The sequence below is a fragment of the Marinicella marina genome (assembly GCF_030065545.1).
Lineage (GTDB): Bacteria > Pseudomonadota > Gammaproteobacteria > Xanthomonadales > Marinicellaceae > Marinicella > Marinicella marina.
Window position 1 is genome coordinate 290,821 of record NZ_JASJNC010000002.1, and the last position, 13,591, is coordinate 304,411.

Sequence of the window (13,591 nt, forward strand, 5' to 3'; positions counted from 1 at the left end):
GTCTGTATATTTGATCTAATTCTTACCACTTAATGATTTTATTCCGCTTATCAAAACTAATTCTAGGCTTGAGCTTATCAGTATTTCCAATCATTTCGCACGCTGTTGGGGCTTGTGATCCCGGTGAAATAGAAACGCCTGCCAGCTTTTCAGGAGTTATCGAACCAGCAACAGCAAGAGATCTCAATCCTGATCCTGATATTTTAGAAGTGTACTTGACGGCGCGACCTGCAACCTGGGATTTTGGCTTGGGAAATGAGGTAGACGTCTGGACTTACAATGGGGTGATTCCAGGGCCCACGTTACAAGCAAAAGTGGGTGATACACTGATTGTTAATTTCTGTAATGGTTTACCAGACGAGTCAACCATACATTGGCATGGCTTAGAAACCCCGGCGAATATGGATGGCTCTAACATTTCTCAAGGTACAGTGCCTCCAGGTGGTACGTTCCGTTATGAAATCCCTCTATTTCATTCAGGTACCTTTTGGTACCACCCACATTTTCAGACCCATCGTCAAGTAGAGAAAGGCCTATACGGTGTATTAGTAGTCCGAGATCCCGATCAGGATAAAGCTTTGGGTATTCCTGAGAAAGAACACATCATGGTTTTGGATGACGTTTTGATTGATGAGAACAATCAAATCACTGAACCTTTTTTAGGCGATAAAAAAGCCATTGCTCTAGAAAAGCTCAACGGTCGTGAGGGTAATGTTTTACTGGTTAACGGTGTGAGTCAACCACAGATGACATTTTCACGTTCTGAACCGCACCGCATTCGGATGGTCAATGCAGCCAATTCACGTTTTATGCGAACCACATTACAAATTCATGACTTTATCAGGATAGGTGGTGACCAAGGGTTACTGGAAGAGGCACAAGTTCTCAGTTCAATTCCATCTAATAATACAGTCAATCAAAATGATGCTGTGAATAGGCACTTAACCATCATTCCCGATAATGGCGTGTTACTAACCCCGGGTGAGCGTGCTGATATTGTTTTTAATCCATTGCCTTATGATGCCACTTTTGAGTTGCGATGGCATGACACAGTCAGAGGACGGCATGATGTTGAGTTTCTTCCAGACGGCACCATAGACCTAACCCATGGAATTCGTGACGGTGATAATCCCAATAAGATTTTTGGTACAGTGCAATTTACAGGGGCGGAATTGAAAACCCCATTTGTGGCACCATCACCGCTCAGGATCATTCCCAGAATTGATGTGACAGATGCGCCTACTCTGCCACTGGTTATGGGGCATACCTTGCCCGATTGGGATACCGGCGATGTTAAATTTTTTGTCCAAGCCATGGGTATGCCGTTTCCAATGCTAACACCTGATGATGTGCATACTGTTGTTGCTAATCGTACCTATGTATGGGAAGTGAAAAACCTCACCGAAGGTCGACATAATTTTCATACCCATGGATTTCGCTTTCAACACATTGAAACTGAATATAAGGATTTGGACTTTCCAGATGATCCAGCGCTTAATTTTACAGAACCTGCGGCATTCATAGAAGATAAGGACACCATCATGCTTGAACCTCGTCCTGGTTTAATCCGTGGCAGGAGTTTTTCACTGACTCGCCTTGCCGTGAATTTCAGTGACAGCGGCAGAGAAAAACAAATAGATGCATTTGGCAAAATGCCAGAAGGTGATGAATCAGGAGGTTGGTTGGCTCATTGCCATATTTTGGAACATTCAGCCAGCGGCATGATGACCTTTTTTCAGGTTGATGATCCGTTTCGTAATGGGTTTGATTAGAGCTTGCTGAGGAAAAATTCCGATCCTTGGACAACCCAAGGTTCGGAACATGTTAAATTATGACTGGCGTCGCAATCTAGGTGACACCATCAATAACATCAATACAGCCAAAAGAATCAAAGCCCATTGAGTCAAAGTTGGAGCAGGAACTGGAGGTGTTACCGGACCTGAGCCACTGCCACTCACACCCAGCGTGTAATTCACAGTTGCTGAGCCGAAGAAAGAGTCAACTTGAATAACAAATTGTCCTGTTGTGGGTGCAATGAAATTCAGCGTGTTGTTGGTGGTTCCACCACCACTGTCAGCAAAGAAATAATCAACACCATTCAAATCACCAACTTGTGCGTTGTTGTCAGTGACATCAAATACCCACAAGATTGATTCTACGTCTGAAGTCAGAGTAATAGTAACCGTATCACCGGCATCGGCATCAAAAGTGTACCAAGGGTGCGCCGAGGCAGTACCACCTGTATCAGTATATGTATCAGTATAAGTACCATCACCATTACCGTTTAATGATGTGATGCTGTCACCCGGGCCATCGCCAGCGACAGCACTGCCAACCAGTCCGCAGACCATTGCGATTGAAAGAAGTAGTTTTTTCATTGAATTATTAAGAAAATGTTAAGAACATTTATAGTAAACCAACCACCAGTTATTGTCAACGAATCGAAATGTTGTTAGTTTTATAAAGAAACTGGGTGATTTTAATGTATAACTTTGGTTATCAAGAGACGTGATTTTAACTATTTTTCATTGGCCTTCTGCCAGTTTTGCAATTCAATCAAATTACCTTCAGGGTCTCTGACGTATAGAAACGACAGCACGCCGAGGCCAGGTACAGTTTTGGTGGTTAAATCACCTTGTTTCTCGCCACCGCCAGCCAGCACCGCCGTAATTACCTCAATGATGTCATCCACTTCAAAAGCCAGGTGACCTATGCCGCGTTGATTGGGTTGTACCGGTGATTGGGGGAGGGTTTGGCTGTATTGGTAGATTTCTAAGGTAGGCCCATTTTCACCATGCCCATGTAGGCGTAAATGAACCCCTTGAAGCGCAGCATTTTTGATGCCTGTTCCTTGGTCCAGCCATTCACCACTTTGGTTGCGTTCTGGTGGTACTGGTTCACAAGCGAAAATATCAATATAAAACCGAGCCAACTTGCGCCAATCATGACTGATTAAGTTGGTGTGCGCATACCTCAAGAATTGACCACACCAGCCTCATGCGCTTGCACATCAGCATGATAAGAACTTCTGACCAACGGACCTGCAGCAATGTGTTTGAAGCCTAGGGTGTAACCATATTCCTCGATAGCCTTGAATTCTTCAGGCGTCCAATAATTCAGTACTGGGTGGTGACCTTGAGTGGGTTGCAAGTATTGTCCGATGGTGATCATTTCCACATCGTGATCGGCCAAGTGCTGCAATGTTTCTTGGACCTGCTCAAAGGTTTCACCCAAGCCGACCATGATGCCGGATTTGGTGGGGATATCAGGGTGTTGGGCTTTGAATTTTTGTAACAAATCCAATGACCACTGATAATCAGCTCCAGGGCGCACCGACTTATACAGCGCGTAGACGGTTTCCAAGTTGTGGTTGAACACATCTGGTGGGCTGACAGCCAATATCTCCAAGGCTTTGTCCATGCGACCTTTGCCACGGAAGTCTGGGGTCAGAATTTCAATTTGAATTTCTGGGTTTTTGGCGCGAACCGCAGCGATACAGTCAACAAAATGCTGCGCGCCACCGTCTTTCAAATCATCGCGGTCAACCGAGGTGATGACCACATATTTCAAGCCCATGTCAGCGATGGTTTGTGCCAAGTTCTCAGCCTCTTGGGCATCCGGCGCTAAGGGGCGACCATGGGCCACATCGCAAAAAGAACAACGACGTGTACACACTTCACCCAATATCATGAAGGTAGCGGTGCCTTTGCCAAAACATTCGTGGATGTTTGGACAAGAAGCTTCTTCACAAACAGTGACCAATGAATTGTTGCGCAATTTGCTTTTTAATTTTTGTACGGCATTGCCGGTTGGAATGCGCACACGAATCCAGTCAGGCTTGCGCAGTCGCGGCGCGCTGGTATCAAAACCTGCCCGGTTGCGGTTGGTTTTGTTTTCACCCAACTCTTTGGCGCCAGCCACTTTGCGGGCCAATTTGTCGGCACTGGCCTGATCAGGCATTTCAATGTTCAATGGTATCTTATTGGTCATGTTAGTTCTCGTTCAAGCGGCTTTAACGTGTTGAGCCGTGAATTTCAGTTGGTCACAAAAAGCTTCTAAAAGCTGTGTTTCAACCGCTTTTATTTCAACCCCTTTGGCCAAATCAGCCAATTGTATGACTTCCAATCCTGAAAAGCCACAAGGATTGATTCTTTGGAAGGGTTCTAAATCCATATCAATGTTAAAAGCCAGACCGTGAAACGAGCAGGCTTTGCGTATGCGTAAACCCAATGAGGCAATTTTAGCACCATCGACATAAACGCCGGGTGCATTGTCTTTGCGGGCAGCTGTGATGCCGTAATGGCCAACGGTATCTATGATGGCTTGTTCAATACCGTGCACCAGTGATTTCACCCCGATGCCGTGTCGTCGCAAGTCAATCATTGGATAGGCCACAATCTGTCCAGGCCCATGATAAGTCACTTGACCACCGCGATCGACCTGAATCACTGGGATGTCACCAGCTGCTAGAACATGTTCTGGTTTTCCAGCCAAGCCTTGGGTGAATACCGGTGGGTGTTCCACCAGCCACAACTCATCGTATGTGTCCGGTCCACGTTCGTCGGTGAACTTTTGCATGTCACGCCACACCGGTTCATAGTCACAGCGGCCAAGGTGTTTGACATTGATGGGTGGTGCTGTCATCGGTTCACAACGTCCACATCACGTCTTTGATGGCTCTGATGTCTTTGTATATGGCAATCAAATGGTCTTTGGATTGGGCATATACCAATACAGTCACTGAACGGTATTTGCCGGTTGAACTGGTTTTGGTGTTGACTGAGTTACGAGATACCTCAGGTGCATGTTGTTTAATCGTCTCAACCACATCCAGCTCAAAGTCATCGTGGTTGGGACCCATGGCTTTGACTGGGTATTCGGTTGGAAATTCAAAGCCTTTGCCTTCAAGTTCATCTAGATTTTGCATCATTCGTCGTCTCCAAATGACTTGAACCACAAACCAATGCCATCCATGCTGCGCGACCACCAACCAGCTTGCTCAGCAGCTTGCAGCGCCACCAATGGCTTTTGCATGAATGACTCGCCATTCAAAGTGATGTTCAGTGTGCCCAACTGGGCGCCTTTTTGAATCGGCGCAGTCAATAAGCCCGGGATGTCTGCATTGGCATCTAATTGGTCGTAGCTGCCTTTGGGAATGGTGATGAATAAATCATTGGCCAAGCCCAAAGCAATGTCCTCTTCCTGACCTTTCCACAGTTCAGGTCGAACGCGTTCATCACCGGCATTATAAAGTTTATGGGTTTCAAAAAATCTGAAGCCGTAATTAATCAATTTTTGGGTTTCATCGGCGCGGGCTTTTTCAGATTCAGTACCCATAATGACATTGATCAAGCGCATGCCATTGCGCATGGCCGAGGTGGCCAAACAGTACCCAGCCGCTTCGGTATGACCTGTTTTGAAACCGTCAACAGTTGGGTCGCGATAAAGTAAGGTGTTGCGGTTGTGCTGCTTGATTTTGTTGAAGGTGAACTCTTTTTCCGCATAGAAATGGTACAAGTCCGGGAAGTCGGTGATCAAAGCCCGACCCAAAATAGCCACATCATGGGCAGTCACCAGATGGCCCTCAGCAGGCAAACCAGTGGCATTAAGGAAGTTCGAGTTACTCATACCTAGTTTGTTGGCGTGTTGGTTCATCATACTGGCAAAGACTTCTTCACTGCCAGCAATGTGTTCAGCCAGCGCGACACAGGCATCATTGCCTGATTGGATGATCATGCCGCGGATCAGGTCTTCTACCACCACTTGTTTATCAACCTCTATGAACATTTTGGAACCGCCGGTGCGCCATGCCTTCTCACTGACAGTGATCATATCAGCTAAATCCAAGTTACCTGATTTGATTTCTGAGAACACCACATAGGCCGTCATCATTTTGGTGATGCTGGCTGGTTCAACTTGCAGGTGCGGGTTATCTGATGCCAGCACATGTCCACTGTGGTAATCCATCAAAATATAACTACTGGCATTGACCTTGGGTGGTTGTGGGGTGGTACTGAGTGTGTTGGGAGTTTGTGCCGTGCTTAAACTGGTAATTAACAGCAAGAGCAATAATAGGGTTGTTTTGTTTTTCATTGAGTTTACTCGGTGATCACTTTGGCATTAGGAATGCCGTTGGATGTTACTTGGTTCATCAATTGGTTGACTTTGTTTTCGGACTGTATGGGTCCAATTCTCACGCGATGCAAGGCACCGCTTGAGGTTGATAATATGGTGACAAAGGTTTCAATTCCAAGTATTTGACTGACCTTTCTTGCTAAATTATAGGCTGAGTTTTTATCTGAAAAAGCACCCAGCTGCAGGTAAGTCAAACCTTGTTTGATGGGTACATTAACCAGGTCTTTGGGTGAGTTCACCACGCGGATATGCACATCAGCAATGCCATCGTTGATAAAATCAAGGGCTTTGGCAGCGGCGTAGGACAAATCGATGATTCGATCACCAATGAATGGGCCTCGGTCATTGACACGAACGATGACTTTCTTGTCATTTTTTAGGTTGGTGACCTCGACATAACTTGGTAATGGCAGGGTTTTGTGTGCTGCAGTCAATTTGTACATGTCAAAAACTTCTTGATTGGAAGTTTGCCTGCCATGGAATTTTTTGCCGTACCATGAGGCTTGGCCCGTTTCTGTGTAGCCGCTGGTTTGGGCCATCACTTGGTACACTTTGCCATGCACTCGATAGGGGCTGTGATTGCCATAACGACTCAACGGCTCGGCCTTGGGCACCCAAGGTTTAATTTTATCGGTGTCAATATCGCGGTAGCGGTCTTTTTTTCCGCAACCAACCATGACCAAACAGCTCAGCAGCATTACAATGAGGTATCTGTTCATGATCATTCCGCTGCCGCTTTGGCTTGTTTCAAGGCTTCTGATAACTGAAAAACTGCGCTGACATACATGTGTGAATGGTTGTAGCGTGAGATGACATAAAAATTCTGATGACCCTGCCAATAAGCTTTCGAACCATCGGCCATATCCAACTCAAGCACGGTGTATTTTTGTTGTGTTTTGTGGTCGATTAGGTGCGGTTTTAATTGGTTGTATTTCATTGCTGTGCTGGGTTTCTCAATCAGATTCAATATTTTGCCACCAGTTTGCCATTTATGGGCTTTGAGGTAATTGGCCACACTGGCAATGGCATCTTGCGGGTTGTTGAGTAAATCAATCTTGTTATCGTTTTCAAAATCAACAGCGTAGGCGCGGTAGCTGGAAGGCATGAATTGACCGAATCCCATGGCTCCGGCATAGGAACCTTTGGCCGCCAATGGGTCAATATGACTCTCTTCGGCCAAAGCCAAGAACTGTTTCAATTCTTTGGTGAAAAATTTGGAACGTTTGGGGTAATCAAAAGCCAATGTGTACAGCGCATCGAGGACTTTGTGCGTGCCCATGATGCGGCCATAAAAAGTCTCTACACCAATGATGGCAACAATGATTTCAGCTGGCACACCAGATTCAGCGGAGACTTGATCCAATACTGCTTGGTGTTTTTGCCAGAAGGCCACGCCTTCTTGGGTGCGTTTGTCGGTGAGGAATATGTTGCGGTACTCATGCCATTTAAGGACTTTTTCTGCTGGTCTGTTCATGGCATCAATGATGCTTTGTTGGTGGTTGGCTTGGCTGATGATGCTGCGAACCCATTGTGGATCGAGGTTTTTTTCTGCGGCAGTTGCATCAATGAAGGCGTCAACCGTTTTCAAGTCAACCTGGGCTTGGGCCGTCAAGCCAGTGATAAGCATGGCCAGAATGGTAAGTGTGTTTAGTTTAGTTTTCATTGTTGGATTAATTTTTTATGTGAGTGAACAGATGTAATGATACCAAAGGATGCCAATAAAGTAAGCACCGATGTACCGCCGTAGCTGACCAATGGCAGTGGGACACCCACCACCGGCAAAACGCCAGAAATCATGCCAGCATTGATGGTTATATAGACAAAGAAAATCAAGGTTAGTGCCCCACAAAGCAAACGATTGTAGGTGGTTTTTGCTTGTTGTGCGATGTACAAGCAGCGCATGATGATCAGGGTATAGAGTAAAAACAGCAACAGCACCCCAAAAAAGCCAAATTCCTCTGAGAGTACCGAGAGGATAAAATCAGTTGAATGTTCAGGCAAAAAGTCCAGTTGGGTCTGGCTGCCCTCAGTCCATCCCTTGCCCCAAAAGCCACCTGAACCAATGGCTATTTTGGATTGGATGATGTTCCAGCCATAGTTTAGTGGATCAGATTCTGGGTTCAAAAACATCAACACCCTTTGTCTTTGGTACTCATGTAAAAACTGCCACAGCACCGGCAACGACAAAGCGCCAACTAACAGCCCGCTGAATATGAATTTCCAAGAAATCCCCGCCAGAAACACCACAAACAAGCCGCTGGCAGCAACCAAAATAGCAGTGCCCAAATCAGGTTGTTTGTAGATCAAACCGGCACAAATACCAATGGCCACAGCAGCTGCCAATAAATAGCGCCAATTGGGTGGTAGTGCAGTGTGGCGAAAAATCCATGCAACCATCATCGGCAATGAAATTTTACATAACTCCGATGGTTGTATGCTGATACCCAAATCCAGCCAGCGCTGCGCACCTTTGACTGTGATGCCAAAGAAAAATACCGCAATCAACAACAACACAGAACCAGCATAAATCAATGGCGTGAATTGTTCAAACCGCTCTGGACGGAATTGGGTAACCAGGTAAAGACCGAATAAACCCAAGGCTATCCTCACGGCTTGGCGTTCAACCACCACTATACCACCTGCGCTGTAGAGCACAACCAGCCCATAGCCCAACAACAACAGCAACAAGGTTAGTAACACAGGATCTGGCATGTAAGTGAAAAAGCGTTTATTCATCGGAGACAGCCTTCAGATCTTGGCGTTCTTGCATGAATGAATCGATGATGCTTTTGGCAATCGGTGCTGCTGCTTTGGTGCCACTGGCGCCGTGCTCTGCCACCACGACCACAGCAATTTCAGGTTGTTCAATCGGCGCAAATGCAATGAACAAAGCATGGTTCCGAAGGTGTTTTGGCAATTCATCATTCTTTTTGTAAATGTCTTCTTCGCTTTTACCAAAAACTTGTGAGGTACCACTTTTGCCTGCAATCAAATAGTCTTTTGCTCGGATTGCCCTGGCTGTGCCGTTGGGTGCGTTGATAACTGCAGTCATGCCATCATGCACCACTTGCCAATGCTGGGGTTTGAGATCAAAGGGCAAGGGTTTTTTAACGTAGGGTCTTTTGACCAAGTGTAATGGGTTGACTTGTCCCTTTGATGCCAGAGTTGTTAGTGCTTGTGCCATTTGCACCGGTGTGATGACAAAATACCCTTGTCCGATGCCGGTGATGACGGTCTCTCCAGGGAACCAAATCATGTCACGATTGGCTCTTTTCCATGTCCTGGAAGGCAGGATGCCACGTTTTTCCCCAGCTATGTCAATGCCAGTTAATTGACCAAACTTGAATGGCTGCAGAAAATCATGAATTTTATCGATGCCCAGCCGATAAGCCAAGTCGTAAAAAAACACATTAACTGACTCAGCCAATGAGTTTACCAGATCTACTTTTCCATGTCCCCCTTGTTTCCAGTCATGGTAAGGTCTGTCTTGGTTAGGAATCTTGTAAGAGCCGCTTGAAATCATGGTGGATTCTGGCGTAATCAGTTGGTGGTACAAACCTGCCAAGGCGATGTATGGCTTGATGGTCGAGCCCGGTTCGTAGCCACCTTTAATGCTGCGATCGAACAAAGGTTTATCTGGTGATTGGGCCAATTTATCGTAATTCACTTGACTGATACCATTGATGAATTCATTGGTGTCGTAACCTGGCTTTGAAACCATCGCCAGAATTTCTCCGGTGTTAGGATTGACTGCAATGGCTGCGCCGGTTTCTTCACCAAATGCTCGATAGGCTGCTTTTTGAAGTTGCATATCAATGGTTAAGTTGAGGTGAGTGCCATTGGTTGGAGGCGTAGATATTTTTTCGGACAGTTGTTTGCCTTGTGCGTTGATTTCTGTCACCAGCTGGCCAGGCGTGCCATGTAACTGTTGTTCGTAATATTTTTCCAGACCAGTTTTACCAAAGTAATCATCCTTGGCATAAATGCTGTGATCTTGCCGCGCAAACTCTGCCTCACTGATCTTGCCAACAAAACCAATCAAGTGTGACAGTTCCATGGGATAGAGGTACTTTCTGATCAGGTATGGCTCAATATTAAATCCTGGGAATTGATGTTTTTGTACCACAAAGCGCGAGACTTCGTGCTCTGTCAGTTTTGATTTTATGGTGATGGGTTTGAAAACTGGGTTGTATTTGAGTTGTGCTTGGATGGCTACAATGTCTTCATCATCCAATGACACCAGTTGTTTAAGTTGCTGCAGCTTGACCTCCAGCGCTTGGCTTTTTTCTGGCACCACTTGTAAGCGATAAGTGGTGATGTTTTCAGCCAACAACAAGCCGTTTCTGTCGTAGATCAGACCGCGTGTCGGATTGATTCTGGAAAATTTGATTTTGTTTTGTTCGGCTTGTTTGGTGTAGTTATCGTGTTGAATGACCTGCAAGTAAAAGTAACGACTCAGTAGCAAAGTAAACACCACCATGATCATGATCAGTGCAACAATGATACGCTCCGTGAACAGCTTTTTTTCTTGGAAGGGTTGTTTGAGTTGTCGTCCCATTTAACTCAGCCTCATTGAGGTTTGGGTACGGTCCATCAAATACTTGAGCCAAGGCCAAATCAGTGCAGCTGTCAACAAGGGCAATAAATCAATCAATTCAGGTTGGTAGCGATAGCTGACCCAGTCGATGGCTGCTCGAATCACGATGTCGTTGAACAACCAAACCAAAACCATCATCAACAACTGCCAAAAAGAAGTCATGCGTAATTTCTTCGCTGACTTGGTCACCAAAAATGACAAGGCCACCAGCGACATGCCGTGCTTACCTAATAAGGCGCCCATCAAAACATCGAGCAACAAACCATAAGCAAACGCCACGTACATCACGCGACTGTTGGCTGCATTCAAGGACCAATAGGCAATCATCATCGCTGCCCAATGGGGTTGTAACAATGCCAGTGTTGGCGACCATGGCAAGAGGGTCAATAACACCCCTCCTAGCATCGATAAGTGCATAAATGTCGTGTTGTTGCTGGACCTCTTAGCCATCATTGTTGCCTTCTGAGTTGGTTTGATTGGCTGTGGTTGATGCTGTTCCAGCTTCAATCAACTGATCATTTACAGTGGCATCTTGTGGTGATGATGCATCAATGACTGCAACTTGATCAGGCCAAACCAAAAATACTTCAGTTAAGCGGTTTAGTTGAGCAAAGGGGATGGCTTTGGCTGTTTTGAAGGTGCGTTCTGGGCTGACTGATACGTCATCCACCTCTGCCAACTGTAAGCCACGAGGAAAACGACCACCAAAACCCGAGGTGACCAACACATCGCCGCTTTCGATGTTGGCACTGGTGGGTATTTCAGCCAAAAAAACATGATCGCCACGGCCATAAGCGATGGTACGCAAACCGGTCCGCAAGACTTCAACTGGAATGGCATGGCTGGTGTCTGTGATTAAGATGATGTGGGCAAAATCACGTCCCAGAACATCCACTTGTCCGATAACTCCAGCTAAATTCAACACAGCTTGGCCCACAAACAGCCCATCTGAACTGCCTTGGTCAATGATGATTTGTTGTTTGTTTTGGGTTTGTGTGATGTTTGAAACGAATGCTACGCTGGTGGTTAACGGTGAGTTTTGACTGGCATTCAGTAGTTCACGTAAGCGTTGATTTTCAGCTGAAAGAGAAATGTTTTGTTGTACTTTAAGTTCAGCATCCAATAGCCGTTCTTTTAAATCGTTATTTTCCTCAATCAATCGCGCTTGTCTGGATACAGCAATTTCAGCAATTTGGTAAAGCTCTTGTGGCCACTCCACAATTTTAATCAAGGGGATGGCAGCCAAGGACAAGGTGTCACGGATGGGTTGAGCCACACGGTTGTTTTTATCCGAAATCATCAGCACCAAGCAGATGAATTCCAACATCAAAAATTTAAACAGGGGTGAACGAGTTATCTTCTGGTTACTTTGTAAGTTATCCATTGAAAATAATCAAACCACAAGCTATTACCTGAAAGGGGCAAAAAAGTCTGAGCCTTCTTCATCAATGATTTCCAAGGCTTTACCGCCGCCGCGTGCGACACAGGTCAAAGGATCCTCTGCCACAAACACGGGCAGGCCTGTCTCTTCCATCAGTAATTTATCCAAATCTTTCAACAAAGCGCCACCACCCGTTAATACGATACCTTGTTCAGCCACGTCGGCACATAATTCTGGAGGTGTTTGTTCTAAAGCTGTTTTGACTGCCGCCACGATACCAGATAGGGGTTCGTGCAGTGCTTCCAAGGCCTCGTTGTTGGTCATGGTGAACTTTCTGGGCACCCCTTCAGCTAAATTACGGCCCGAGACTTCTAATGAGATTTCTTCAGCAGCAGGATAAGCGCAACCAATTTCATGTTTGATGCGTTCAGCTGTGGATTCACCAATCAATGTGCCGTAACTGCGTCTGACGTAGGAGATGATGGAGTCATCAAATTTGTCACCACCGATTTTTACCGAAGCAGAGTAAACGATACCATTCAGCGATAACACCGCTACTTCAGATGTACCGCCACCAATATCAAGTACCATGCTGCCACGCGCTTCGTGAATGGGGATGCCGGCACCGATGGCAGCAGCCATTGGCTCTTCAATCAGGAACACTTCAGCGGCACCCGCACCAGAAGCTGATTCTTCAATCGCACGGCGCTCCACTTGGGTTGAGCCACATGGCACACAAATCAATACTCGGCAAGATGGTTTCAGCCATCGGTTAGAATGGACTTTGCGAATGAAGTGCTGCAACATCGCTGATGTCATATCAAAATCAGCAATCACCCCGTCTTTCAATGGACGGATGGTTTGGATGTTGCCAGGCGTTCTGCCCAACATCATCTTGGCATCAGCCCCTACTGAGGCTATGTTGGCGTGACTGCCTTTGTTTTGATCCATGCGCACAGCAACCACCGAAGGCTCGTTTAAAACTATGCCATGGTCTCTCATGTAGATGAGGGTGTTGGCGGTTCCTAAATCAATAGACAAATCGTTTGAAAACAAGCTTCTGAATTTTTTAAACATGTGATAATTGTAGTTACATCTGATTGGCAAAAAATGGCATAATATCCCGCGGCTTTACTTTGCTGTAAGCCAATCTGCGAATTATATATGAATCCGGCTAGTTAAATGTCAATTAATCGTAAAGAATTAGAAGAAATTGCCACCTTGGCACAATTGGATATTCCTGAGCAGCAGCTCGGAGAAATTACTGCATCATTGAATCAGGTGATGGCCATGATCGAACACATCAATGAGGCCGACACAGCGGCTGTAAAACCGATGGGTACACCGCATGAAGCACAACAACTGATCAGACCCGATGCGGTTACCGACTGCAGCCACAAGAAAGACCTGTTGGCATTGTCGGCACATGCCGATGAAGACCATTATTTGGTCCCCAAGGTCATCGAGTGAGTTTATTG

15 protein-coding genes are annotated in these 13,591 nt (G+C 45.9%); 2 read left to right on the forward strand and 13 right to left on the reverse strand.

Annotated elements, in window-relative coordinates; all coding sequences use genetic code 11:
- Positions 1–68: 68 nt before the first annotated feature.
- Positions 69–1,772, forward strand: a complete 1,704-nt coding sequence (locus QNI24_RS03975; RefSeq protein WP_283708500.1) for a multicopper oxidase family protein — start codon at positions 69–71, stop codon at positions 1,770–1,772.
- 57 nt (positions 1,773–1,829) lie between these two features.
- On the opposite strand, the gene QNI24_RS03980 is transcribed toward QNI24_RS03975, so the two are convergent.
- From QNI24_RS03980 to QNI24_RS04040, 13 genes are all read right to left on the reverse strand, one after another.
- Positions 1,830–2,378, reverse strand: a complete 549-nt coding sequence (locus QNI24_RS03980) for an IPTL-CTERM sorting domain-containing protein (RefSeq protein WP_267174989.1) — start codon at positions 2,376–2,378, stop codon at positions 1,830–1,832.
- A 140-nt stretch (positions 2,379–2,518) separates the two neighbouring features.
- Entirely contained in the window at positions 2,519–2,977 is a 459-nt protein-coding gene (locus QNI24_RS03985) for a VOC family protein (protein ID WP_267174990.1), read from the reverse strand.
- Complete coding sequence (gene lipA, locus QNI24_RS03990; RefSeq protein WP_323373307.1) at positions 2,974–3,990, reverse strand: lipoyl synthase; 1,017 nt, start codon at positions 3,988–3,990, stop codon at positions 2,974–2,976. Before lipA ends, QNI24_RS03985 begins: the two co-directional genes overlap by 4 nt.
- A gap of 12 nt (positions 3,991–4,002) precedes the next feature.
- Positions 4,003–4,644: a lipoyl(octanoyl) transferase LipB gene (gene lipB / locus QNI24_RS03995; RefSeq protein ID WP_267174991.1), complete on the reverse strand. Its 642-nt coding sequence runs from the start codon at positions 4,642–4,644 to the stop codon at positions 4,003–4,005.
- 4 nt (positions 4,645–4,648) lie between these two features.
- Positions 4,649–4,930, reverse strand: a complete 282-nt coding sequence (locus QNI24_RS04000) for a YbeD family protein (RefSeq protein ID WP_267174992.1) — start codon at positions 4,928–4,930, stop codon at positions 4,649–4,651.
- A complete protein-coding gene (locus tag QNI24_RS04005) occupies positions 4,927–6,093 on the reverse strand; it encodes a D-alanyl-D-alanine carboxypeptidase family protein (RefSeq protein ID WP_267174993.1) in 1,167 nt (388 codons plus the stop codon). Before QNI24_RS04005 ends, QNI24_RS04000 begins: the two co-directional genes overlap by 4 nt.
- Positions 6,094–6,098: 5 nt before the next feature.
- On the reverse strand, positions 6,099–6,854 hold the full coding sequence (locus tag QNI24_RS04010; protein ID WP_267174994.1) for a septal ring lytic transglycosylase RlpA family protein: 756 nt from the start codon (positions 6,852–6,854) through the stop codon (positions 6,099–6,101).
- Positions 6,855–6,856: 2 nt separating this feature from the next.
- Complete coding sequence (gene mltB, locus QNI24_RS04015; RefSeq protein WP_267174995.1) at positions 6,857–7,798, reverse strand: lytic murein transglycosylase B; 942 nt, start codon at positions 7,796–7,798, stop codon at positions 6,857–6,859.
- Positions 7,795–8,871, reverse strand: coding sequence for a rod shape-determining protein RodA (gene rodA, locus QNI24_RS04020; protein ID WP_267174996.1), 1,077 nt, complete (start codon positions 8,869–8,871; stop codon positions 7,795–7,797). Before rodA ends, mltB begins: the two co-directional genes overlap by 4 nt.
- Positions 8,864–10,693: a penicillin-binding protein 2 gene (gene mrdA, locus QNI24_RS04025; protein WP_267174997.1), complete on the reverse strand. Its 1,830-nt coding sequence runs from the start codon at positions 10,691–10,693 to the stop codon at positions 8,864–8,866. Before mrdA ends, rodA begins: the two co-directional genes overlap by 8 nt.
- On the reverse strand, positions 10,694–11,185 hold the full coding sequence (gene mreD, locus QNI24_RS04030; protein ID WP_267174998.1) for a rod shape-determining protein MreD: 492 nt from the start codon (positions 11,183–11,185) through the stop codon (positions 10,694–10,696).
- The gene (mreC, locus tag QNI24_RS04035; protein WP_267174999.1) at positions 11,175–12,116 is read right to left on the reverse strand and encodes a rod shape-determining protein MreC; all 942 of its coding nucleotides are present in this window, start codon (positions 12,114–12,116) and stop codon (positions 11,175–11,177) included. Before mreC ends, mreD begins: the two co-directional genes overlap by 11 nt.
- Positions 12,117–12,140: 24 nt before the next feature.
- Positions 12,141–13,190: a rod shape-determining protein gene (locus tag QNI24_RS04040; RefSeq protein WP_267175000.1), complete on the reverse strand. Its 1,050-nt coding sequence runs from the start codon at positions 13,188–13,190 to the stop codon at positions 12,141–12,143.
- Positions 13,191–13,295: 105 nt separating this feature from the next.
- Here QNI24_RS04040 and gatC point away from each other — a divergent pair, with 105 nt between their 5' ends.
- Positions 13,296–13,583, forward strand: a complete 288-nt coding sequence (gatC, locus tag QNI24_RS04045; RefSeq protein ID WP_267175001.1) for an Asp-tRNA(Asn)/Glu-tRNA(Gln) amidotransferase subunit GatC — start codon at positions 13,296–13,298, stop codon at positions 13,581–13,583.
- The last annotated feature ends 8 nt before the right edge of the window (positions 13,584–13,591 follow it).

Excerpts from the sequence above, each read along its gene's own strand:
- QNI24_RS03980 (WP_267174989.1), bottom strand. The coding sequence starts at position 2,378 with ATGAAAAAACTACTTCTTTCAATCGCAATGGTCTGCGGACTGGTTGGC.
- rodA (WP_267174996.1), bottom strand. The coding sequence starts at position 8,871 with ATGAATAAACGCTTTTTCACTTACATGCCAGATCCTGTGTTACTAACC.
- gatC (WP_267175001.1), top strand. The coding sequence starts at position 13,296 with ATGTCAATTAATCGTAAAGAATTAGAAGAAATTGCCACCTTGGCACAA.
- QNI24_RS04010 (WP_267174994.1), bottom strand. The coding sequence starts at position 6,854 with ATGAACAGATACCTCATTGTAATGCTGCTGAGCTGTTTGGTCATGGTT.
- lipB (WP_267174991.1), bottom strand. The coding sequence starts at position 4,644 with ATGACAGCACCACCCATCAATGTCAAACACCTTGGCCGCTGTGACTAT.
- mreC (WP_267174999.1), bottom strand. The coding sequence starts at position 12,116 with ATGGATAACTTACAAAGTAACCAGAAGATAACTCGTTCACCCCTGTTT.
- mreD (WP_267174998.1), bottom strand. The coding sequence starts at position 11,185 with ATGATGGCTAAGAGGTCCAGCAACAACACGACATTTATGCACTTATCG.
- mltB (WP_267174995.1), bottom strand. The coding sequence starts at position 7,798 with ATGAAAACTAAACTAAACACACTTACCATTCTGGCCATGCTTATCACT.
- QNI24_RS04000 (WP_267174992.1), bottom strand. The coding sequence starts at position 4,930 with ATGATGCAAAATCTAGATGAACTTGAAGGCAAAGGCTTTGAATTTCCA.
- QNI24_RS04005 (WP_267174993.1), bottom strand. The coding sequence starts at position 6,093 with ATGAAAAACAAAACAACCCTATTATTGCTCTTGCTGTTAATTACCAGT.
- lipA (WP_323373307.1), bottom strand. The coding sequence starts at position 3,990 with ATGACCAATAAGATACCATTGAACATTGAAATGCCTGATCAGGCCAGT.
- QNI24_RS04040 (WP_267175000.1), bottom strand. The coding sequence starts at position 13,190 with ATGTTTAAAAAATTCAGAAGCTTGTTTTCAAACGATTTGTCTATTGAT.
- mrdA (WP_267174997.1), bottom strand. The coding sequence starts at position 10,693 with ATGGGACGACAACTCAAACAACCCTTCCAAGAAAAAAAGCTGTTCACG.